Here is a 22,324-nt window from a genome sequence, read left to right on the forward strand (position 1 = left end):
ACTTCTCAATGATAGGCGGGCACGGTACGGCACCGGCGCGCTGCCAGCGCGGTGACCTCAGAGCCCCGGAGTCGTCCAGATGACCTCCATACGCCACACCATGACCGCGACGGCGAGAGCCGCGACGCCCATGATGACGGTGCTCCACCGGCTCCGTTCGAGGAGCGCCCAGAACACCGCCGCCGGCGGGAGGAGAACGGCGGACACCAGGTACACCCAGAACTCCAGCGCGCTACCGAGCGGCGGGTTGCCGGCGAGGGGCGCGATGATCGCGACGACGACCTGCGCGATCAGGAGCAGCAGGATGAGCGCCATCCCGCCGACCGAGACATCGCCCGGGCGACGCCCGGCGAGACCCGCGACGACCGCGACGAGGCCGACCACGACCGCGACGATCACCTGGGTGATCGCGAACCACCAGATCACGCCTGCTCCTCCGCCATGTTCATCGCACTCTTGAGATCGGAGCCGCGGCGTTCGACGATCCCGACGAGCCGCCCCTCCGGGTCGATCGCGGCGGGCGTCGAGGTCGTCAGCCCCTCGAGCCGCGGCGCGGCGCCGGCGAGGCGCTTGCCGTGGCGGAGGTCGCGCGCCTCATCGGCCGTCACCGGCAGCGCACCGAGGACGCCCGCCGCGACGATGGCCGGCGGGAGGAGGGCGGCACCCGGCGCGATCTCGACGGCGTCGGCGACCTCGAACGGGCCGATCCGCGTGCGGCGGAGGGCCGTGAGGTGGCCGCCGACGCCGAGGTCCGCGCCCAGATCACGGGCGAGCGCACGGATATACGTGCCGCTCGAGCAGTCCACGACGACGTCGAGGTCGATCCCGTCGGCGTCGCGGCGGAGGTCGCGGATCTCGAACCGGCTGACGGTGACCTCTCGCGGCGTCAACTCGACGTGCTCTCCCGCGCGGGCGAGGTCGTAGGCGCGCTTCCCGCCGACTTTGATCGCCGAGACCGTCGAGGGCACTTGCGAGATCCGGCCGGTGAGCGAGGCGACGCCGCCCGCGATGCGCGGGTCGGTGGCGGCGGCGAGTGCCGCGGCATCCGCCCGCGCGATCTCCGTACCGTCGGCGTCATCGGAGTCGGTCGAGACGCCGAGCCGGATCGTGGCCTCATAGGTCTTGTCGAGCCCGACGATGAAGGTGAGCAGGCGCGTCGCGGGACCCACGCCGAGGATCAGGAGCCCCGTCGCCATGGGGTCGAGGGTGCCGGCGTGGCCGATCTTGCGGGTGTTCAGCGCGCGTCGGGCGCGCGCGACGACGTCGTGGCTCGTCACGCCGCCGGGCTTGTCGACCAGCAGGATGCCGTTCGGGACGCTGTTGTCGGGCATCCCCCCAGCCTAAGCGGCGCGGTCCCCACCGCTTCGTGTTCGCAATTCAGTCTCCGCACAGTCACGACATCGGCCGGCGCCCGGAAATCCGGGCCCCAGCGCGCGTGCGCAAGACGTGCGGACTGAATTGCGTACGCGCCGGCGCCGTAGGCTGGCGTGATGCCCGACCTCGCGACCCCGCTCATCGCGTGGTACCGCGAAGCCGCGCGCGATCTGCCGTGGCGCCGCGCCGGGTTCGGGGCCTGGGGCACGCTCGTGAGCGAGTTCATGCTCCAGCAGACGCCCGTGAACCGCGTCATCCCGCACCTCGAGGCGTGGCTCGACCGCTGGCCGACGCCCACCGCCCTCGCCGCGGACGCTCCCGCCGCCGCGGTCGCCCAGTGGGCGAACCTCGGCTACCCGCGGCGCGCCCTCTGGCTGCACCGGGCGGCCGTCGAGATCCGCGACCGCCATGCCGGCGCCGTCCCGCGCGATGTCGACGACCTCCTCGCTCTGACGGGCATCGGCGATTACACCGCGCGCGCCGTCGCGGTGTTCGCCTATGGCGACCGGCATCCCGTCGTCGACACGAACACTCGACGCGTCCTCGTGCGGGCCGTCGGCGGGCGCGCACAGCCGGGACCTCCGGGCCGTGGCGACCTGGCGGCGATGGCTGCGATCCTGCCGGACGACGATGCGGATGCCGCGATCGTCAACGCCGCGGCGATGGAACTCGGCGCCCTCGTCTGCACGGCGCGCGCCGCGCGATGCGACGAGTGCCCTCTCGCGCACCTGTGCGCGTGGCGCGCGGCGGGTTACCCCGACACGGGCGACACTCGACGTCGCCAAGCCCGCTACGAGGGCAGCGACCGGCAGGCCCGTGGGGCGATCCTGCGCGCGCTGCGGGCGGCACCGGCGCACTCGATGCCGCACGACGCCGTCGCCCCCGACTGGCCGGATGCCGCCCAGCGCGACCGTGCGATCGACTCGCTCATCGCCGACGGCCTGATCGAGGCATCCGGCGGCGCGCTGCACCTCCCCCACTGACGTGCGTCAACGGCCCGGATCCCGCTCCACGAGCACAGGATCCGGCGCCAGCTCACCCGCGACGGCACGCCCTCGGAAGGCGCCGCCGAGAGCCATCACGACGATCACGACCGCGCAGACGCCCCACATGACGACACCGATCGGGCCGGCGATGACCGGCGAAGGCGACTCACCCGCTGCCACGAACAGCGCACCCATCCCCGCCGAGGCGTTGAACGCACCGTGCCCGAGGACCGCCGGCCAGACCGAGCCGGTGTGCAGGCGCGTCCAGCCCAGGAGCACGCCGATCACGGCGCAGCCGATGATCATGAGCGCGACGCCGACGAGATTCGGCTCCGCGAAGTTGTAGCCGAGCAGAATGAGCGGTGCGTGCCAGAACCCCCAGAATGCGCCGCTGAGCAGCAGGGCCGGCCACACTCCCAGGGGACGGAGCGCAGGCAGCAGCCATCCGCGCCACCCCACCTCCTCCCCGAAGGCGAACGGGATGTTGATGAGCGCACCGACCGGGATCGCGACGAGCTGCAGGGCGACGACGTAGCCCATCGGCGGCAGCGGCGTCGCCTCCGAGACGGAGGCGCGCAGCATCTCCCTGAACCCGGAGAACTCGAGGAGATCGAAGCGCACCACTCCCAGCGCACCGCTGATCACGAGCCCGACGGCGACGAGCAGCGGCAGCGCGAAGATCATCGCCACGGTCCACCAGGCGGTGCGCGCCGCGGGTCGCAGCGGCCACATGCCGAGTCGGCGCAGGATGTCGCGGCCCCCGCGCGGACCGTATCCGCGCCTTTCGACGGCGATCGCCGGAATCGTCCCGAGGGCGGGGGTGAACATCATCGCCGCGGCGATGATCGGGAGGAGAGGGTCCGCCAGCCCGCGCCCGCCGACCCACAACGGCAGCGCAACGAGCCAGGACAGCGCGACGGCGACGACCGCGAAGACGGAGACGGCGAGCCAGGGCACGCGTACCGCGGAGACAGGGGTGCTCATGCCCCCACGCTAGGAGACTGGATGCCGCGCCGGATCCCCCGCACGGCGGAGGCCGGGCCGGATCAGTCCTCGTCGGCCTCGCGCGGCTTCACGTACGGATCGGCCTCGCCCGCGTAGGCGGCACCGGCAGCGAGACCCGCGACGGCGGCATCCCGCTCCTGCGCCTCGCGCAGCAGATCCGCGATGTGGCCGGCGTTCTCGGGCAGCGCATCGGGGATGAACTCGAGCGACGGCGTCAGTCGCACGTTGAGGTGCTTGCCGACCTCGCTGCGCAGCATGCCGGTGGCGGCCTTCAGCGCGGCGGCCGAGTCCTCACGCTCCTGGTCGCTGCCGTACACGGTGTAGAACACCGACGCGTGCTGCAGGTCGCCCGTCACGCGGACCTCGGTGATCGTGACGAAGCCGAGTCGCGGATCGCGCAGCCCCTTCTCGAGGCGCTCCGCGAGGATGACGCGGATCCGGTCTCCCAGTCGCGCCTGACGTTCGTTAGCCATCTTCTCTTCCTTCGGGTGTGCGTGAGGGGCACCCGTGAATCCTCACACGGGGTGCCCCTCACGTCGAACGCAGGATCAGCCGCGGGGCTTCTCCACCATCTCGGTCGTCTCGATCTCATCGCCGATCTGGATGTCGTTGTACTTGCCGAGACCGATACCGGCCTCGAAGTCCGTGCGGACCTCGGTGACGTCATCCTTGAAGCGGCGCAGCGACTCGATCGCGAGGCCATCGGCGATGACGACACCGTCGCGGATGACGCGCGCCTTCGCGTTGCGCGTGATCGTGCCCGAGCGGACGATGACACCGGCGATGTTGCCGAACTTCGAGGAGCGGAACACCTCGCGGATCTCGGCGACACCCGACTGCTTCTCTTCGAACTCCGGCTTGAGCAGGCCCTTGAGCGACTGCTCCACGTCGTCGATCGCGTTGTAGATGACGGAGTAGAACCGGACGTCCACACCCTCGCGGGAGGCGCGCTCGCGCGCCTTCGTGTCGGGGCGGACGTTGAAGCCGATCACGATCGCGTTGTCGATCGTGGCCAGGTTGATGTCCGACTCGGTGATCGCGCCGACGCCGCGGTGGATGATCCGCAGCTGCACGGAGTCGTCGACCTCGATCTTGAGGAGCGACTCCTCCAGCGCCTCGACGGCACCGGAGACGTCACCCTTGATGATGAGGTTGAGCGACTCGACCTTGCCCTCTTCGAGCGCACGGGTGAAGTCCTCGAGCGAGATGCGCTTGCGGGCCTTGGCCAGCTGGGCGTTGCGCTCGGCGGCCTCGCGCTTCTCGGCGATCTGACGCGCCATGCGGTCCTCGTCGGTGACGATGAACGTGTCGCCGGCGCGCGGGACCGAGTTGAGACCCTGGACCTGCACCGGACGTGAGGGGTAGGCCTCGTCCACGGCGTCGCCGTTCTCGTCGATCATCGCGCGGACGCGGCCGTACGCCGTGCCCGCGACGATGGCGTCGCCGACGCGCAGCGTTCCGGACTGGATGAGCACCGTCGCCACCGAACCGCGGCCCTTGTCGAGCTTCGCCTCGATCGCGACACCACGCGCCGCCTTGTTCGGGTTGGCCGTGAGGTCCAGACCCGCGTCGGCGGTGAGGAGGACGGCGTCCAGAAGGTCCTGGATGCCGGTGCCCGCACGCGCCGACACGTCGACGAACATGACGTCGCCGCCGTACTCCTCGGCGACGAGGCCGTACTCGGTGAGCTGCTGGCGCACCTTCGCCGGGTTGGCGTCGGGCTTGTCCACCTTGTTGACCGCGACCACGATCGGCACGTTCGCCGCCTGGGCGTGGTTCAGGGCCTCCACCGTCTGCGGCATGATGCCGTCGTCGGCGGCGACCACGAGGATCGCGATGTCGGTCACCTGCGCACCGCGGGCACGCATGGCGGTGAACGCCTCGTGACCCGGGGTGTCGATGAAGGTGATCGCACGCTCGATGCCCTCGTGCTCCGTCCACACCTGGTAGGCACCGATGTGCTGCGTGATGCCACCGGCTTCGCCCGCGACCACGTTGGTCTGACGGATCGCGTCGAGAAGGCGCGTCTTACCGTGGTCGACGTGACCCATGACGGTGACGACCGGCGGGCGGATCTCGAGGTCCTCCTCGCTCTCCTCCTCCAGCTCCTTCTCGAGGTCGAGGCCGAAGCCCTCGAGGAGCTCTTTGTCCTCGTCCTCGGGCGAGACCATCTGGATCTTGTAGCCGAGCTCGGCGCCGAGCACCTCGAAGGTCGCCTCGTCGAGCGACTCGGTCGCCGTCGCCATCTCACCCAGGTTGAACAGGATCGTGACGAGCGTGCCGGGCTGCACGGTGTAGCCGCGCAGAGCCTCGAGCTTGTCCGCGAAGTCGGCGATCGAGGCGCCGCGGCGGAGGCGGATGATCTCGCCGTTGCCCTTCGTGACGTTGACGCCGCCGACGACCGGGGCATCCCTCATCTCGAACTCTTGCCGCTTCGCCCGACGCGACTTGCGCTGCTTGCTCTTGCCGCCGCCCTTGCCGAAGGCACCCGCGGTGCCGCCGCCGGGGCCACGACCGCGACCACCGCCGCCACCGGGACGACCGGCGAATCCGCCGGGCGCGCCACCGGGTGCGCCGCCGGGGCGCTGGAAGCCGCCCGCACCGCCGGGACGACCGGGGCCGCCGGGGCGCTGCTGGAACGGCGCGCCGGGACGACCTGCGCCACCGGGGCGGCCCGCGCCGCCCGGACGCGGCGCACCGGGACGCGGAGCGCCCGGACGCGGCGCCTGCGGGCGCGGGATGTTCCCCGGGGTCGGGCGCTGGCCCATGCCCTGCGCCGACGCGAACGGGTTGTTACCCGGGCGCGGGCCGGCGGGACGCTGGCCCATGCCCTGGCTCGAGGCGAACGGGTTGTTGCCGGGGCGCGGCGCGCCACCGGGGCGCGGCGCCCCGGGGGTCGCGGCTCCCGGGGTCGGGGCCGCTGCGCCACCGTCCGACGGCGCGGCCGCGGCGGGCGCTGCCGGGGCAGCACTGGCAGCCGGAGCGGCGGGCGTCGCGGGGGCGGCCGGCGTCGCCGCCGGGGCCTCCGCGGCCGCGGGCGCCGCAGGAGTCGCCGGGCCGGGGACCGGTGCCGAGGGCTTCGCGGGGCCGGGGCGGGCGCCCGTCGTCGGGCGCGCCGACGCCGCGGGCTTCGCGGCGGGTGCCGCGGCCGCGGGCGCCGCGGCGCTCGTGCCGGCGCCGTCCGCCTCAAGGGCGGTACGGAGCTTGCGCGCCACCGGGGGCGCGATCGTCGATGAGGGGCTCTTGACGTACTCGCCGAGCTCCTTCAGCTTCGCGAGGGCGACTTTCGAGTCGACGCCGAGCTCGGAAGCGATCTCGTGCACACGTGGGTTTGCCACATTTCTCCTGTCTGGGGCCCACCCCGGACAGGGCGGACCGCTACTTGCGGACGGGTCTCATTTCGAGCCGTTCACTTTGCGTCCATAGCCGTTCAGCCTTTTCGCTGGTGGTTGTGAGGAAGGATCTGCGTATCCCAGGCCGACGTATCGAGGGCTCCCGTCACACGCAGTGCTCGCCCGAAGGCCCGGCGACGGAGAGCCGCCGCCACGCACGCGTCCGTGTCATGCACCCACGCACCCCGACCAGGAAGGACCGCCTTCTCGTCTGCGACGAGCACGCCGTCCCGCTGGACGACCCGCAGCAAGGCGGATCGCGGGGCACGCGCGCGGCATCCCACGCACGTTCGAACAGCTTCCATCCTACCCCCGGTCAGGCGTCCTCGAGAATCGAGTCGGGCTGGATGTCGATCTTCGCGCCCGTGAGCTTCGCGGCGAGGCGGGCGTTCTGGCCCTCCTTGCCGATCGCGAGCGAGAGCTGGTAGTCGGGCACGAGAGCGCGGACGGCTTTCGTGTTCGCGTCGAGCACATAGCTGGACGTCACCTTCGCGGGCGAGAGCGCGTTCGCGACGAACTTCGCGAGCTCCGGGTCGAAGTCGACGATGTCGATCTTCTCGCCTCCGAGCTCTTCCGTCACGGCACGCACGCGACGCCCCATCTCGCCGATGCAGGCGCCCTTCGCGTTGATCGCGGGGTCGTTCGCGGTGACGGCGATCTTCGTGCGGTGCCCCGCCTCGCGGGCGAGGGAGGTGATCTCGACGAGCCCCGAGGCGATCTCGGGGACCTCGAGCGCGAAGAGCTTGCGGACGAGCCCGGGGTGCGTGCGCGAGACCGTGATCTGCGGGCCCTTGAGGCCCTTCGAGACCGAGGTCACGTACACGCGGAGCCGTGCGCCGTGCGGGTACTCCTCGCCGGCCACCTGCTCCTCCGGGGGCAGGATCGCCTCGACGGCGCCGAGGTCGACGTGCACCATCCGCGGGTTCGGACCCTGCTGGATGACGCCGGCGACGATGTCGCCTTCCTTGCCGCGGAATTCGCCGAGCACCTGATCGTCGGCGATGTCGCGGAGGCGCTGGCTGATGACCTGCTTGGCGGCGAAGGCGGCGATGCGGCCGAAGTCCTCGGGGGTCGACTCCTCTTCGCCGATGACGGCGCCCGTCTCGTCCACGAGGGGGATGAAGACGGCGACGTGCCCGGTCTTGCGGTCGAGCTCCGCGCGGGCGCCGTCGGGAAGCTCGCCGTCGGGCGAGGTGTGCTTGGCGTAGGCGGTGAGGATCGCCTGCTCGATGATCCGCACGAGCTCGTCGAAGGGGATCTCCCTCTCGCGCTCGACCGTCCGCAGCAGTCCCAGATCGATGTCCACAGGTTCCTCCCCTATTCAGCTCTCACCGCGACGCTCGCGCGCACGGCATCCTTCGAGGATACCGGATGCCTCGCACGGCGACGCCGTCCGTGGGCCCGGCTGGTGCGACCTCGCCGGCCCCCGCGATACTGAGGCAATGGATACGCAGAACGTCGCACGGCCACGCCTGCGCACCGCCGATCCCGGACTCATCGGCCTCCTCGGCTTCGTGATCGCGACCCTCACGGCGCAGCTCGCGCACCTCGGGGTGCAGGACGAGAGCGCCGTGTTCTGGGTCGGCGCCGCGTTCGGCGGCATCGTCCAGGTGACGGCGGGGATGCTCTCCTACTTCATCGGCGACGACTTCCACTTCGTGGTCTACAACGCCTTCGGCTGGTACTGGATCTGCATGCCGGGATTCCTCCTCGGCGGCCAGCTCGGATTCTTCGAGGTCTCGGGGCCGGCGAAGCCCCTCTTCATGCTGATCTTCTCGCTTCTCGCGTTCGGGTTCGCGGTCGCCGGCGCGACGCACAACTCCGTGCTGCCGACGACGCTCCTGTGCGTCGGCGTCGGGCTGGGGCTCGAGTCGATCGGTGCGTTCGCGAACGCACCGGCCTTCGGCATCGTCGGTGCGTGGTTCCTCATCGGCGCGTCCGCGCTCGCGACGTACATGCTCATCGAGAAGTTCTTCTGGCGCACGATGGCGCGTCGGGTCGTTCCCCTCGGCCCCGCATGGATCCGCCCGGCCGACGGCAGCGCGGACCCGGAGTCCTGACGACGGCGGGCGCGCGGCGATCAGGCCACGCGGCGATCAGGGCCCGCCGCGATCACGGAGTCGGCGGCGTCAGCGGCGCGCTCTGCGCGGACGGGAGCTCGTTCAGCGCACGGATGAGCCGATAGAGCTCTCCCACGCGGAACTGGTTCAGTTGCAGCACGACCCGCGGCAGGTCCAGCCGGTCGCCGTCGCGTCGCTCCGCGGGGAGCGGCGCCGTCGCCTGAATGCGCCCCGCGCCGTCGTCGCCCGGCAGCAGGAGATCGCCGAAGCGTTCGTTCAGGCCCTCGATCTCGGCGGGCGTCGGTTCCTGCTGCAACCTGAGCACGAGCCGACCCTTGACCCAGCGGAGCGAGTCGTAGTTGCGGTAGAACCCCGTGATCGCGGCGACGGCGGCATCCACCGAATCGGTCACGAGCACGCGATCGAAATCGTCGGGCGAGATGACGCCCGCGGGGATCAGCTGCTCGGTCGCGAAGCGTTCGAGTCCCGCCCAGAACGTGCCGCCGGGGCGGTCGAGCAGCACGATCGGCGTGGGATCGGCCTTGCCGGTCTGCTGGAGCGTCAGCAGCTCGAACATCTCGTCGAGCGTGCCGAAGCCGCCGGGAACGCAGATGAAGGCACGTGATTCCTTCACCAGCATGAGCTTGCGGGTGAAGAAGTACTTCATCGCGACCGAGCGCGAGTTCCTCGCGATGACGGCGTTCGGCTTCTCCTCGAACGGCAGCCGGATGCTCACGCCGAGCGAGTGATCGGGGCCGGCGCCCTCGGCCGCCGCCTGCATGATGCCGGGGCCGGCACCGGTCACGACCATCCACCCGCGCTCCGCGAGCGCGCGCGCCGCCGCGGATGCCGCGCGGTACAGCTCATCGTCCGGCTTGGTGCGGGCCGAGCCGAAGATCGTCACCTTCGGGATGCCGCGGTACGGCGCGAACAGCCCGAACGCCGCGCGCATCTCACTGAGCGCCGCGGAGGTGATCTTCAGGTCGAGCCGGTCGGTGTCGTCGAGCCCGAGCCCGACGCCGGTCGCGAGGATGCGCGCGACGAGGTCCCGATCGGTCTCGATGCCGGCGTCCGCGAGCAGGCGACGCACATCGTCGGTGACGTCGGCGGGGATCGGGGTGGAGCTCGGGGTCATACGCCCACCCTGGCACGGCCGGGTGAACAGCGGGTGCGCGCACGCGACCGCCCGCTTGTCAATCCCCTGACAGCCGTCGCCGCGCGCTGGGAGGGTCGGGGCATGACCGAGATCACCGGAACCGAAGCCCTCGCCCGCGTCAAGGAACTCGTCGAGGACATCGACTTCACGATGCTCACGACCGAGGATGACGACGGGCACCTCGTGAGCCGCCCGATGTCGACGCGAGAGATGGATGCCGCGGGCGATATCTGGTTCTTCACGTCGGAGGACACCGAGAAAGTCGACGAAGCACGCGCCCACCGCGACGTGGGGCTCTCCTACTGCGACGCGAAGGGCATGCGCTACGTCTCGGTGGGCGGCACTGCGGAGATCGTCCACGACAAGGGCAGGATGGCGGAGCTCTACTCCCCCTCGCTCGATGTCTGGTTCGAGGACGGCCTCGACACCCCCGGGATCGCACTGCTGAAGGTGACGCCGAAGGTCACCGAGTTCTGGGAGCCGTCGAAGGGCAAGATCGCGATGGCCGCGGGGATGCTCAAGGCCCTCGTCACGAAGGACACGCCCGACGACGACATCATGAACCACGGCAAGATCACCTGCTGACGCGGCGTCGTCCCCGTCGTGCGGTCCGCACCGGAGGCGGGACGTCAGCGCGCGTCGCGCGATACCGCGCGGTCGCGCGCGATCTGCTCCCCCAGCACCTGACCGCCGCTCGTGAGGAGTGCCCGGCGCCACGGCAGCACGCCCTCGATCTCGATCTGGATCGACATCGACAGGACCGTCCGGATGAGGACGATCAGGCCGAGGATCACGGCATCCTCGAGGGACGGCTTGGACGTGATCGTGCGGATGAGGTCGGCCGCCACGAGCACCTCGAGTCCGAGCAGGATCGCGGCGCCGAGCGTCGTCCGGAGGGTCTGGAAGGCCGCCTGCCCGCCGTCGCCGCGCCGCAGGGAGCGGATGCCGAGGACGACGGCCACGACGAACCCGACGCACATCGCGAGCGCACCGATCACCTCGAACACGACCGCGACGGTCGTGAAGACGGGTTCGATGTCCATGGGTCGAGCTTACGGGGCGCCTGCGCCGCGCTCTCAGCGTGCGCGGAGGCGCTCCACGACGTCGGTCGCCGGCACGACCTCGCGCTCTCCGGAGCGGCGGTCCCAGAGCTCGACCTCGCCCGCGGCGGCGCCCCGGCCGACGATCACGATCTGCGGCACGCCCACGAGCTCGGCGTCGCCGAACTTGACCCCGGGCGAGACCTTGGGTCGGTCGTCGTACAGGACGTCGAACCCGGCGGCATCCAGTTCGTCCGACAGCGACGCCGACAGCGCGAACGCCGCCTCGTCGCGCCCCGTGGCGACGACCTGCACGTCGAAGGGGGCGACGGATGCCGGCCAGACGAGGCCCTTGTCGTCGTTGTTCAGCTCCGCGATGATCGCGAGGATGCGCGTCACGCCGATGCCGTACGAGCCCATCGTCACCGTCACGAGCTTGCCGTTCTCGTCGAGCACCTTGAGCCCGAGCGCCTCGGCGTACTTGCGTCCGAGCTGGAAGACGTGCCCGATCTCCATGCCGCGCGCGAGCGACACGGGGCCCGAGCCGTCAGGTGCCGGGTCGCCCTCGCGGACGGTCGCGATCTCGACGACGCCGTCGCCGAAGAAGTCGCGCCCGGCGACGAGGGAGTGCACGTGCTTCTGGTCGATGTTGGCGCCCGTGATCCACGCCGTGCCGTCGACGACGCGCGGGTCGAGGAGGTACCGGATGCCGGTCGCCGACTCCTCGCCGAGGATGGCACCCTCCGGCGACCAGGGCCCGATGTAGCCCTTGACGAGGAGCGGGTGGTTCTCGAAGTCCTCCGGCGTCGCGGGCTGCACCGCCGCGGGGGCGAAGGCGACCTCGGCACGCTTGTCGTCGACGTCGCGGTCTCCCGGGATGCCGACGATCACGAGCTCCCGCGTCCCGTCGAGGTGCGTCAGGGCCAGGACGATGTTCTTCAGCGTGTCCGCGGCCGTGTACGGGCCGGAGGTCACGTCGAGCACCGCATTCGTGTGCGCGACGAGCGTCTCGATCGTGGGGGTGTTCGGGGAGTCGAAGATGACGGGCTGCACGGCGTCGTCGAACGGCACGGCGTCCGGAGCGGTCGTCGTGAAGGCCTCGACGTTGGCGGCGTAGCCGCCCGCCGATCGCACGAAGGTGTCCTCGCCTACGGGGGTCGGGTGCAGGAACTCCTCGCTGCGCGAACCGCCCATCGCCCCGGCATCCGCCTGCACGATGACGTACTCGAGGCCGAGGCGCTGGAAGATGCGCTCGTAGGCGTCGCGCTGCGCCTGATAGGAGGCATCCAGACCCGCGTCGGACGCGTCGAACGAGTACGCGTCCTTCATCGTGAACTCGCGCCCGCGGAGGAGCCCGGCGCGGGGTCGAGCCTCGTCGCGGTACTTGTCCTGGATCTGGTAGATCGTGAGCGGCAGGTCCTTGTACGACGAGTACAGATCCTTCACGAGCAGCGTGAAGGCCTCTTCGTGCGTCGGGGCGAGCAGGTAGTCGCCGCCCTTGCGGTCCTGCAGGCGGAACAGCAGGTCACCGTACTCCTCCCACCGACCGGTCGCTTCGTATGCCTCGCGCGGCATCAGTGCGGGGAAGTGCACTTCCTGTGCTCCCGCAGCGGCCATCTCCTCGCGCACGACCTTCTCGATGCGCGCCTTGACGCGCAGGCCCAGCGGCAGCCACGCGAAGATGCCCGCCGCCTGCGGGCGGATGTAGCCGGCGCGGATCAGCAGCTTGTGGCTCGCGACCTCGGCCTGGGCCGGGTCTTCGCGGAGCGTGCGGAGGAAGAAGTTCGACAGACGGGTGACCACGAGGGTCAAGCTTAGCCGCGCGCCGCGGCGTCCTTTCCGGCGATGACGGACAAGACACCGAGGGCGGTGTCGACGACGCTCACGCCGGCGAGGCGCTGGCCCTGCAGGTGCAGGATGTTGACGCCGTCGGAGAGGTACACCTCGCCCTTCGAGGTCACGCGCGCGGCGTACCCGCCGACCGTCGCGTCGACCGAGTCGGGGATGCTCGCCGCGAGCGTCTTCCACGCCCATGCGCCGTTCGGCACCGCGATAACGCTGAAGTCGGAGCCCCGGTCGCCCTCCTGCGTCGGCGTGCGCACCCAGTCGCAGCGCGCGATCGTCGACGAGGCGATCGAGAGGCGTCCGTCGACGGTGGATGCCGCGGGTGCGGCGAGCGCGGTGCGCGCCTCGTCCGACCCGAGCAGGGACGTCACGCCAATCGTCTCCGCGATCGCCGTGCAGTCGAGCGGCTTGCTCCACGTCGCGGGACGCGACTTGGCGGGCTGCCCCTCCGTCGTCGACCCCGCGACGGCGGACGCGATCGCGGTCAGTTCGGCGAGCGCGGCCGGATCGTCCACCGACGTGTCGAACGACGCCGCGGCGAGCACGGTCTGCCCCGCGCCCGGCGCCGACGCGTGACACTCCATCGAGCCGGTGCCGCGATCGCACGTCGCCGCGCCGACGACCGCTGCGACATCCCCGACGACGGTCGCCGCCGGCAGGACGTAGACGTCCACCGCGAGGCGCGGAGTGAGCAGCGAGCAGGCGAGCCCACCCGCCGTGTCGATCCCGATGTGCCACATCTCGTCGAGCGCCGTGACGCGCTGGATCTCACCGGCGGCCGCGACCACCGCGGCCGCGGCGCCGAGCGCGGCGCAGCCTCCGGCGATCGGCGAGGTCGGCGTCAGAGGGGCGGGCGTTCCGGACGGCGTCGGGGTCGGCGTGGCGGTCGGCGACACCGAGGACGGGCCTCCCTGCGTGTCGGCATCCGCCGGTCCCGTGCATGCGGAGAGGAGGCCGGCGACGAGGATCAGCGAGGCCAGGGCCACCGGGACGGACACGGACCTCGACCTCGTAACGCTCACTGCAGAATGCTAACCGGCGGAATCTGTGCCCGCGATGTGCGCAGGCCACCTGCCCGGATGCGCACGACCTACACTGACCCCGTGCCGCACCGTCGCCCCCGCATCGTCCCGAGCCCCGCGCGCGGCGCGCTGGCCGCCTCGCTCGCCGCCCTGCGGCGGTCGCTCGATCTGCCGGAGGCCTACCCGGCCGACGCGCAGGCCGAGGCGGAGGCCGCCGCGCGGGACGTCCCCCTCGCACCGGACGCGGCGGCTCTGCCGGATCTGCGCGACATCGCGTTCCTGACGATCGATCCCGCCGGCTCCACCGACCTCGATCAGGCACTCCACCTCGAGCGCACTCCGACCGGCGCCGTCCTGCACTACGCGATCGCCGATGTCCCCGCCTACGTCGCCCCCGGTGGGCCGCTGGATGCCGAGACCCGCCGCCGCGGTCAGACGATGTACGCACCGGACGAGCGCATCCCGCTCCATCCGCCGGTGCTCGGCGAGGGAGCGGCATCGCTCCTGCCCGGCGTCGACCGGCGCGCCTTCGTCTGGCGGTTCGTCCTCGACGACGGCGCGCGGCCGATCGAGGTGACACTGACACGGGCCGTCGTCCGCTCGCGCGCGCAGTGGTCCTATGACGACGCGCAGCGGGCCATCGACGCCGGCGAGGCGCCCGGGAGTCTCCTGGCCATGCCGTGGTTCGGCGCGCAGCGCGAGGCGCGCGAGCGTGAACGCGGCGGGGCGAGCCTCACCCTCCCCGAGGCCCGCATCCTCCCCGTCGCCGGCGCGGGCGGCGCCGGCGACAGCTACACGATCGAGCGCAGTTACGGCGTCCCCCTCGAGGACTGGAACGCGCACGTGTCGCTCCTCACCGGGATGGCGGCGGCCGACATCATGATCGCGGGCGGCGTGGGCATCCTCCGCACGATGCCGCCGGCGGACCCCGAGGACCTCGCCGACTTCCGCGCGCAGACGGTCGCTCTCGGCATCCCCTGGCCAACGGACGTCGCGTACGGCGACTACCTGCGGAGCCTCGACCGCTCCCCCGCCGCGCGCGCCGTCAAGGAATACGCCGCCGGCCTGTTCCGCGGCGCCGGCTACGTCACCTTCGACGGCGAGGTGCCCGTCGAACGCGAGCAGGCCGCGATCGGCGCACCGTACGCGCACACGACGGCACCGCTGCGGCGCCTCGTCGACCGCTGGGCGCTGATCGTGTGCGAGGCACTCGCGAACGGCCGGGAGATCCCGGAGTGGGCGCGGTCGTCACTGCCGGAGCTCCCCACGCTCATGGCGCGCTCCTCGCAGAAGGCCGCGCAGCTGGATGCCGGGGCCCTCGACCGCGTCGAGGCGGCCCTCCTGCTCGGGCGCGAGGGCGAGACCTTCACGGGCGTCGTCCTCGCCCGGCGCGGCGACGGGGCGCGCATCCAGATCTCCGATCCTGCGGTCGAGGCGAAGGTCGCCGGGGTGGATGCCGAGCCGGGCAGCACCGTCCGGGTCCGGCTCGTCGCGGCATCCATCGCCGACGGCGCGATCGAGTTCGCCGCGGAGTCCTCCGTCGTCGCGGAGTCTTCCCCTCAGCAGAAACTTCGCTGAACTTCACATGCCCAATGGCCGGAAGAGCACCGGTTATTGGCACACAGTGGTGTCAACGCCCACCGCTTCGCACCGGATGCGACAGCGGACGACCACTACGGAGGACGCACAATGACTGCCTACACCGACGCCATCCAGGCGATCACGGCCCTGAAGGAACAGAACGGCTCGGCTTGGGACGCCGTCAACCCCGAGTACGTCGCCCGCATGCGCCTGCAGAACCGATTCCAGACGGGGCTCGAGATCGCCCAGTACACCGCCGACATCATGCGGCGCGACATGGCCGAGTACGACGCCGACTCGTCGGTCTACACGCAGTCGCTCGGTGTCTGGCACGGGTTCATCGGGCAGCAGAAGCTCATCTCGATCAAGAAGCACCTGAAGTCGACGAACAAGCGCTACCTGTACCTCTCCGGATGGATGGTCGCGGCCCTGCGCAGCGAGTTCGGTCCGCTCCCCGACCAGTCGATGCACGAGAAGACGGCGGTCCCGGCGCTCATCGCGGAGCTCTACACGTTCCTACGTCAGGCCGACACCCGCGAGCTCGATCTGCTGTTCTCGAAGCTCGACGATGCGCGCGCCGCCGGCGACGAGACCGCGGTCGAGTTCATCCAGTCGCAGATCGACAACCACGAGACGCACGTCGTTCCGATCATCGCCGACATCGACGCCGGCTTCGGCAACCCCGAGGCGACCTACCTCCTCGCCAAGAAGATGATCGAGGCGGGCGCGTGCGCCATCCAGATCGAGAACCAGGTGTCGGACGAGAAGCAGTGCGGCCACCAGGACGGCAAGGTCACGGTCCCCCACGAGGACTTCCTCGCGAAGATCAACGCGGTCCGGTACGCGTTCCTCGAGCTCGGCATCGACAACGGGGTGATCGTCGCCCGCACCGACTCGCTGGGAGCCGGCCTCACGCAGAAGATCGCCGTCTCGCAGACGCCGGGCGACCTGGGCGACCAGTACAACGCGTTCCTCGACGTCGAGGAGATCGACGCCGCGGACCTGAGCGACGGCGACGTCGTGATCCGCCGCGAGGGGAAGCTGCTGCGCCCCAAGCGCCTGGCATCCAACCTCTACCAGTTCCGCTCCGGCACGGGTGAGGCCCGCTGCGTGCTCGACTGCATCACGTCGCTGCAGAACGGTGCGGACCTCCTCTGGATCGAGACCGAGAAACCGCACGTGGCGCAGATCGCGGGGATGGTCGACGAGATCCGCAAGGTGATCCCGAATGCGAAGCTCGTCTACAACAACAGCCCGTCGTTCAACTGGACGCTGAACTTCCGTCAGCAGGCCTACGACGCACTCGTCGAGCAGGGCGCGGATGTGTCGTCCTACGAGCGCAGCGAACTCATGAACGTGTCGTACGACGACACCGAGCTCGCCCGCATCGCCGACGAGATGATCCGCTCGTTCCAGAAGGACGGCTCGGCTCGCGCGGGCATCTTCCACCACCTCATCACGCTGCCGACCTACCACACGGCGGCGCTGTCGACGGATGACCTCGCGAAGGGCTACTTCGGCGATGAGGGCATGCTGGCCTACGTCAAGGGCGTGCAGCGTCGCGAGATCCGCGAGGGCATCGCGACGGTCAAGCACCAGAACATGGCCGGCAGCGACATCGGCGACAACCACAAGGAGTACTTCGCCGGCGACGCGGCCCTGAAGGCCGGCGGCGCGCACAACACGATGAACCAGTTCTGACGATCGCGTCGAACGCTCGCACGGGCTCCTGCTGAGGCAGGGGCCCGTGCGGCGTTTTTCCTCCGGTTCATTTTGCGATATATTGCATATCGTGCCCCTCGCGTCCACGCCCCTCCCCCGCAACCTCCTGCGTGAGGACGTGCACGCACGGCTGAAGAACGCCATCGTGGACGGGACCCTCGCTCCCGGCGAGCAGCTGCGCGATGGCGAGCTCGCCGCACGCCTCGGCGTCAGCCGCACACCGGTGCGCGAGGCCCTCCTCGAACTCGCGCGCGCGGGTCTCGTCCGCGCGACCCCGGGGCGGTCCACCGTCGTCGCACCGATCGAACCCGCCGCCGTTCGCGACGCGCAGGCAGTCGTGGCGGCGATGCACGCCCTGGCCGTCCGGGCGGCGGTGCCGCACCTCACGGCATCCGACCTCGACGAGATGCGCGCCGCGAACGCGGAGTTCGCCGCCGCGCAGACGCGCGGAGACCTCGACGCAGCGATGGATGCCGATGCCCGATTCCACGCCGTCCCGGTCGCCCGATCGGGCAACGGCGCGGCGGCGGCGGTCCTCGCCCAGTACGAGCCGGTCCTGCAGCGCGCCGAGCGCCTGCGCTTCGCCTCCCACGAAGGCGCCCTGTCCGCGGAGCGGCACGCGCGCCTGATCGAGCTGTGCACCGCCCGTGACATCGACGCCGCGGCGACACTCGCCGCAGAGATCTGGCAGACCCTCCCGGCGCCCGATCTCGCCTCGCCTCACCATCCACACCCGCATCGCCCGCCGAACAGGACACCCCATGAAGCTGCACGAGTTCGCCCGCTACCCGCTGACGTTCGGCCCGAGCCCCCTCCAGCGGCTCGACCGCCTCTCCGACCACCTGGGCGGAGCGCGCATCTGGGCCAAGCGCGAAGACGTCAACAGCGGCCTCGCCTTCGGCGGCAACAAGGTGCGCAAGCTCGAGTACATCGTCCCCGATGTGCTCGCGTCGGGGGCCGACACGATCGTCTCGATCGGCGGCTACCAGTCGAACCACACGCGTCAGGTCGCCGCCGTCGCGGCGCACCTCGGACTCAAAGCGCGCCTCGTGCAGGAGAAATGGGTGCCGTGGGACGACCCCACCAACGACCAGGTCGGCAACATCCTCCTCTCCCGCATGATGGGCGCCGACTCGCGCCTCGACGACGCCGGCTTCGACATCGGCATCCGCGATTCGTGGAAACAGGCGCTCGAGGAGGTCGAAGCGGGCGGCGGAACCCCCTACCCGATCCCGGCCGGGGCGAGCGAACACCCCCTCGGCGGTCTGGGCTTCGCGAACTGGGCCTTCGAAGTGGCGGAGCAGGAGAAGCAGCACGGAGTCTTCTTCGACACGATCGTCGTCTGCACGGTGACCGGTTCGACGCACGCGGGCATGATCGCCGGCTTCGCGGCGCTGGAGGAGCTCACCGGGGTGAAGCGACGCGTCCTCGGCATCGACGCATCGGCGACGCTCGAGAAGACCCGCGACCAGGTCGCGCGCATCGCGCGGCACACGGCGGACCTGATCGAGCTCGGCCGGGAGCTCCGGGACGACGAGATCCAGGTGCTCGAGGGCTGGGCGGGCGACCTCTATGGCATCCCTGTGGACTCGACGATGGAGGCGATGGCACTCGGCGCGCAGCTGGAGGCGATGATCACCGACCCGGTCTACGAAGGCAAGTCTCTCGCGGGGCTCATCGACCTCGTCCGATCCGGGGACATCCCGAAGGACTCCACCGTCCTCTACGCGCACCTGGGCGGGCAGCCGGCGATCAACGCCTACCACTCGCTGTGGGATCCGTCGGCCTCCTGAGCGGACGGTCGCCGGCGATGGGGGCCAGGCCGCTCAGGCCGTGACGACCTGCGCGGTGCCGAGCGGGGCGTCGGGGCCCATCTCGGCGGCGAGGCGGTTCGCCTCTTCGATGAGCGTCGCGACGATGTCGGCCTCGGGAACCGTCTTGATGACCTCGCCCTTGACGAAGATCTGCCCCTTGCCGTTGCCCGAGGCCACGCCGAGGTCGGCCTCGCGCGCCTCGCCCGGTCCGTTGACGACACACCCCATCACGGCGACGCGGAGCGGCACGGTCATGTCCTTCAGACCCTCGGTGACGTCGTCCGCGAGGGTGTAGACGTCGACCTGGGCGCGCCCGCACGACGGGCACGAGACGATCTCGAGCTTGCGCTCGCGGAGGTTGAGCGACTGCAGGATCTGGTGGCCGACCTTGACCTCCTCGGCCGGCGGCGCCGACAGCGAGACGCGAATCGTGTCGCCGATACCCTCCGACAGCAGGATGCCAAACGCGGTCGCGCTCTTGATCGTGCCCTGGAAGGCGGGACCCGCCTCCGTGACGCCGAGGTGCAGCGGCCAGTCGCCGCGCTCGGCGAGGAGGCGGTACGCCTTGACCATGATGATGGGGTCGTTGTGCTTGACCGAGATCTTGAAGTCGTGGAAGTCGTGCTCCTCGAAGAGGGACGCCTCCCACACGGCGCTCTCGACGAGCGCTTCGGGGGTGGCCTTGCCGTACTTCTCGAGAAGGCGCTTGTCGAGCGAGCCGGCGTTGACGCCGATGCGGAGGGACACCCCGGCCTCCTTCGCCGCCTTCGCGATGGCGCCGACGTTGCCGTCGAACTCGCGGATGTTGCCCGGGTTCACGCGCACCGCGCCGCAGCCGGCGTCGATCGCCTGATAGATGTACTTCGGCTGGAAGTGGATGTCGGCGATGACCGGGATCTGGCTCTTCTTCGCGATGATGTGCAGCACGTCGGCGTCTTCGGGGCGCGGGACGGCGACGCGGACGATCTCGCAGCCCGAGGCGGTGAGCTCCGCGATCTGCTGCAGCGTCGCGTTGATGTTGTGCGTCGGGGTGGTCGTCATCGACTGGACGCTCACGGGCGAGTCGCTGCCGACGCCGACCGATCCGACCTTGATCTGACGGGTCCGGCGGCGGGGGGCGAGGACTTCCGGCACGCGGGGCATCCCGAGGTTCACTGCTGGCACGACATCAGCCTACGCCGCACGGCGGGGCGAAGGCTGAGGATGCCACGAGCCCGCCCTGCCCGCGACGTCTGCTAACGTGACCTCATGTTCGCGAGCACCTCCTGGTGGCCCACCCGCTGAGGCGGTGTGCTCGCAACGCTTGACACAGACCGCCCCGCACTCCACCGGGCGGTCTTCTCGTTTTCGCGATGAGGCAGCCCGCCTGAACGACAGAAAGGCCCGGCATGCCCGACGCCATCGCTGACGCGATCTCCTCCGGACGCCCCTTCGCCCTGCTCGCCCGCGACGGCGAGACCGTCGAGATCCTGACGGGAGACGTCGTCGATGTCGCCCTCCTCGCCGACATCCCGCTGCACGGCGTGGACGGTGCTCCGCGCGAAGTCCTCGCCCTCGTGCCGTACCGCCAGATCGTCGAGCGCGGCTTCGTCTGCCACGACGACGGCGCTCCGCTGCGCTGCCTCGTCGTCGACGAGCACACGGCGATCCCTGTCGCCGCCGCGCTGGCCGCCCTCCCGACCACGCCGATCCCGCTCACGGATGCCGGATTCGACATCTCCGACGCGGAATACGCCGACATCGTGCGCACCGTCATCACCGACGAGATCGGGCGCGGCGAAGGCGCGAACTTCGTGATCCGGCGCGACTACACGGCATCCGTCGACACGGATGCGCTGACGGCGGGGCTCACGTGGTTCCGTGCCCTGCTCGAGCACGAGCGCGGCGCCTACTGGACGTTCCTCGTCTCGACGCCCGGTCACCTCGCCGTCGGTGCGAGCCCCGAGGCGCACGTCAGCGCCGTCCACTCCGACAGCGGAGCCGGGGTGGTCACGATGAACCCCATCTCGGGAACCTTCCGCCACCCCGCCGGCGGGGCGACGAGCGAGACGTTGACCGAGTTCCTCTCCTCGACGAAGGAGACCGAGGAACTCTTCATGGTCGTCGATGAGGAGCTCAAGATGATGAGCGCCGTCTGCAGCGACGGCGGCCGCATCACGGGGCCGCACCTCAAGGAGATGTCGCGCCTCACCCACACGGAGTACATGCTGCGCGGGCACAGCGCGATGGACCCCCGCGACATCCTGCGCGAGACGATGTTCGCGCCCACGGTCACCGGATCGCCGATGCAGAACGCCTGCACGGTCATCCAGCGCCACGAGAAGACGCCCCGCGGCTACTACTCGGGTGTGGCGGCGCTGTTCACCCCGTCGTCCGACCCGGCGCCCCGGAACGGCGCGGGCACGCACGACCTCGATGCGCCGATCCTCATCCGGACGGCGTACCTCGTCGACGGTCGCCTGCGCGTTCCCGTCGGCGCGACGCTCGTGCGCCACTCCGACCCGGACGGCGAAGTGAGCGAGACCCACGGCAAAGCGGCCGGCGTGCTCGGCGCGATCGGCGCGATCCCGCGCGACGAGGCCGCCGAACGCGCGGTCCTCGACGAGGATGCGCCCACGGTTCCGAAGGCGTCCCTCGCCGACGATCCCGCGGTCGCGACGCTGCTCGCCGCGCGCAACGAGCGCCTCGCCTCGTTCTGGCTGAACCCGCAAGACGGTGCCGAGGCGCCGACGGGACCGGGCGCGGGACGCACTGCCCTCGTCGTGGATGCCGAGGACCGCTTCACGACGATGCTCGCCCACCAGCTGCGGCACCTCGGCTTCGCCGTCGAGATCGCCCCGTGGAGCGAGGTGACGGATGCCGCCGTCGCTGCGGCCGACGTCGTCGTCGCCGGTCCCGGCCCCGGCGACCCGCGCGACGGCGCGAGCCCGCGCATCGCGCGCATGCGCGACGTGGTCGGCCGCCGACTGTCATCCGGCCGGCCGCTCCTCGCCGTGTGCCTCAGTCACCAGATCCTCGCCGACGCCCTCGGCATCGAGCTCGCGCCTCTCGCGTCGCCGCACCAGGGGCTGCAGAAGAGCGTCGACGTGTTCGGGTCTCCCGCGTCGATAGGCTTCTACAACACGTTCACGGCACGCGTGACCCCGGGCACGACATGGCTCGGCGCGACCGAGATCGCCGCCGACGCGGCATCCGGCGACGTCTATGCGATGCGCGGACCGGGCTACGCCTCCGTGCAGGGCCACCTCGAGTCGATCCTCTCCCGCGACGGCCTGGAGACGCTCGAGCGGCTCATCGTGCACGCGCTCACCCCGGTCGGAGCCTGAG

General features: G+C 70.9%; 19 protein-coding genes and 1 pseudogene. 8 read left to right on the forward strand and 12 right to left on the reverse strand.

All coding sequences use genetic code 11. From position 1 onward, the window contains the following. Positions 1–57: 57 nt before the first annotated feature. Together J0I43_RS13465 and truB are read right to left on the reverse strand one after the other, a co-directional pair. Entirely contained in the window at positions 58–426 is a 369-nt protein-coding gene (locus tag J0I43_RS13465; RefSeq protein ID WP_292864804.1) for a hypothetical protein, read from the reverse strand. Continuing rightward, positions 423–1,331 carry a tRNA pseudouridine(55) synthase TruB gene (gene truB / locus J0I43_RS13470; protein ID WP_292864806.1) on the reverse strand — a complete coding sequence of 303 codons (909 nt, stop codon included), beginning with the start codon at positions 1,329–1,331 and terminating at the stop codon, positions 423–425. The genes J0I43_RS13465 and truB overlap by 4 nt, the downstream gene beginning before the upstream one ends. A 159-nt stretch (positions 1,332–1,490) precedes the next feature. Between truB and J0I43_RS13475 the strand changes: the two genes are divergently transcribed. After that, a complete protein-coding gene (locus J0I43_RS13475) occupies positions 1,491–2,357 on the forward strand; it encodes an A/G-specific adenine glycosylase (protein WP_292864809.1) in 867 nt (288 codons plus the stop codon). A 6-nt stretch (positions 2,358–2,363) separates the two neighbouring features. Here the strand turns inward: J0I43_RS13475 and J0I43_RS13480 are convergent, their stop codons facing one another. The 5 genes from J0I43_RS13480 to nusA form a co-directional block, all read right to left on the reverse strand. Beyond that, positions 2,364–3,344 (reverse strand): CPBP family intramembrane glutamic endopeptidase, encoded by a 981-nt coding sequence (locus J0I43_RS13480; protein ID WP_292864812.1) that lies wholly within the window; start codon positions 3,342–3,344, stop codon positions 2,364–2,366. 62 nt (positions 3,345–3,406) lie between these two features. Further along, on the reverse strand, positions 3,407–3,838 hold the full coding sequence (gene rbfA, locus J0I43_RS13485; RefSeq protein ID WP_292864815.1) for a 30S ribosome-binding factor RbfA: 432 nt from the start codon (positions 3,836–3,838) through the stop codon (positions 3,407–3,409). Positions 3,839–3,913: 75 nt separating this feature from the next. Then, a complete protein-coding gene (gene infB, locus J0I43_RS13490) occupies positions 3,914–6,703 on the reverse strand; it encodes a translation initiation factor IF-2 (protein WP_292864818.1) in 2,790 nt (929 codons plus the stop codon). Positions 6,704–6,795: 92 nt separating this feature from the next. Next, on the reverse strand, positions 6,796–7,062 hold the full coding sequence (locus J0I43_RS13495) for a YlxR family protein (RefSeq protein WP_292864821.1): 267 nt from the start codon (positions 7,060–7,062) through the stop codon (positions 6,796–6,798). Between the two features lie 11 nt (positions 7,063–7,073). Next, entirely contained in the window at positions 7,074–8,063 is a 990-nt protein-coding gene (gene nusA / locus J0I43_RS13500) for a transcription termination factor NusA (RefSeq protein WP_292864824.1), read from the reverse strand. Between the two features lie 136 nt (positions 8,064–8,199). Here nusA and J0I43_RS13505 point away from each other — a divergent pair, with 136 nt between their 5' ends. Then, positions 8,200–8,817, forward strand: coding sequence for a GPR1/FUN34/YaaH family transporter (locus J0I43_RS13505; protein ID WP_292864827.1), 618 nt, complete (start codon positions 8,200–8,202; stop codon positions 8,815–8,817). Between the two features lie 52 nt (positions 8,818–8,869). On the opposite strand, the gene J0I43_RS13510 is transcribed toward J0I43_RS13505, so the two are convergent. Then, on the reverse strand, positions 8,870–9,952 hold the full coding sequence (locus J0I43_RS13510) for a TIGR00730 family Rossman fold protein (protein ID WP_292864830.1): 1,083 nt from the start codon (positions 9,950–9,952) through the stop codon (positions 8,870–8,872). A 102-nt stretch (positions 9,953–10,054) separates the two neighbouring features. On the opposite strand from J0I43_RS13510, the gene J0I43_RS13515 reads away from it, so the two are divergent. Continuing rightward, a complete protein-coding gene (locus J0I43_RS13515) occupies positions 10,055–10,558 on the forward strand; it encodes a pyridoxamine 5'-phosphate oxidase family protein (RefSeq protein WP_292864833.1) in 504 nt (167 codons plus the stop codon). A gap of 44 nt (positions 10,559–10,602) precedes the next feature. On the opposite strand, the gene J0I43_RS13520 is transcribed toward J0I43_RS13515, so the two are convergent. Genes J0I43_RS13520 through J0I43_RS13530 form a run of 3 tightly spaced genes read right to left on the reverse strand, consistent with a single transcriptional unit; the run spans position 10,603 to position 13,880 of the window. Continuing rightward, a complete protein-coding gene (locus J0I43_RS13520) occupies positions 10,603–11,016 on the reverse strand; it encodes a DUF1622 domain-containing protein (protein WP_292864836.1) in 414 nt (137 codons plus the stop codon). Between the two features lie 33 nt (positions 11,017–11,049). Beyond that, on the reverse strand, positions 11,050–12,816 hold the full coding sequence (locus tag J0I43_RS13525; RefSeq protein WP_292865337.1) for a proline--tRNA ligase: 1,767 nt from the start codon (positions 12,814–12,816) through the stop codon (positions 11,050–11,052). 11 nt (positions 12,817–12,827) lie between these two features. Continuing rightward, complete coding sequence (locus J0I43_RS13530) at positions 12,828–13,880, reverse strand: hypothetical protein (protein WP_292864839.1); 1,053 nt, start codon at positions 13,878–13,880, stop codon at positions 12,828–12,830. 81 nt (positions 13,881–13,961) lie between these two features. Here J0I43_RS13530 and J0I43_RS13535 point away from each other — a divergent pair, with 81 nt between their 5' ends. The 4 genes and pseudogenes from J0I43_RS13535 (at position 13,962) to J0I43_RS13550 (ending at position 18,976) form a co-directional block, all read left to right on the forward strand. Continuing rightward, entirely contained in the window at positions 13,962–15,458 is a 1,497-nt protein-coding gene (locus tag J0I43_RS13535; RefSeq protein WP_292864842.1) for an RNB domain-containing ribonuclease, read from the forward strand. A 111-nt stretch (positions 15,459–15,569) separates the two neighbouring features. Next, entirely contained in the window at positions 15,570–17,162 is a 1,593-nt protein-coding gene (locus J0I43_RS13540) for an isocitrate lyase (protein ID WP_292864845.1), read from the forward strand. A gap of 166 nt (positions 17,163–17,328) precedes the next feature. After that, a pseudogene (locus J0I43_RS13545) lies at positions 17,329–17,808 on the forward strand (GntR family transcriptional regulator); the annotation flags it as partial. Between the two features lie 136 nt (positions 17,809–17,944). Further along, positions 17,945–18,976, forward strand: a complete 1,032-nt coding sequence (locus tag J0I43_RS13550) for a 1-aminocyclopropane-1-carboxylate deaminase (RefSeq protein ID WP_292864848.1) — start codon at positions 17,945–17,947, stop codon at positions 18,974–18,976. A gap of 33 nt (positions 18,977–19,009) precedes the next feature. Here the strand turns inward: J0I43_RS13550 and ispG are convergent, their stop codons facing one another. Continuing rightward, positions 19,010–20,161 (reverse strand): flavodoxin-dependent (E)-4-hydroxy-3-methylbut-2-enyl-diphosphate synthase, encoded by a 1,152-nt coding sequence (gene ispG, locus J0I43_RS13555; protein WP_292864851.1) that lies wholly within the window; start codon positions 20,159–20,161, stop codon positions 19,010–19,012. A gap of 224 nt (positions 20,162–20,385) precedes the next feature. Between ispG and J0I43_RS13560 the strand changes: the two genes are divergently transcribed. After that, the gene (locus J0I43_RS13560; protein ID WP_292864854.1) at positions 20,386–22,323 is read left to right on the forward strand and encodes an anthranilate synthase family protein; all 1,938 of its coding nucleotides are present in this window, start codon (positions 20,386–20,388) and stop codon (positions 22,321–22,323) included. Position 22,324 lies beyond the last annotated feature (1 nt).

The sequence above is a fragment of the Microbacterium sp. genome (assembly GCF_017305435.1).
Lineage (GTDB): Bacteria > Actinomycetota > Actinomycetes > Actinomycetales > Microbacteriaceae > Microbacterium.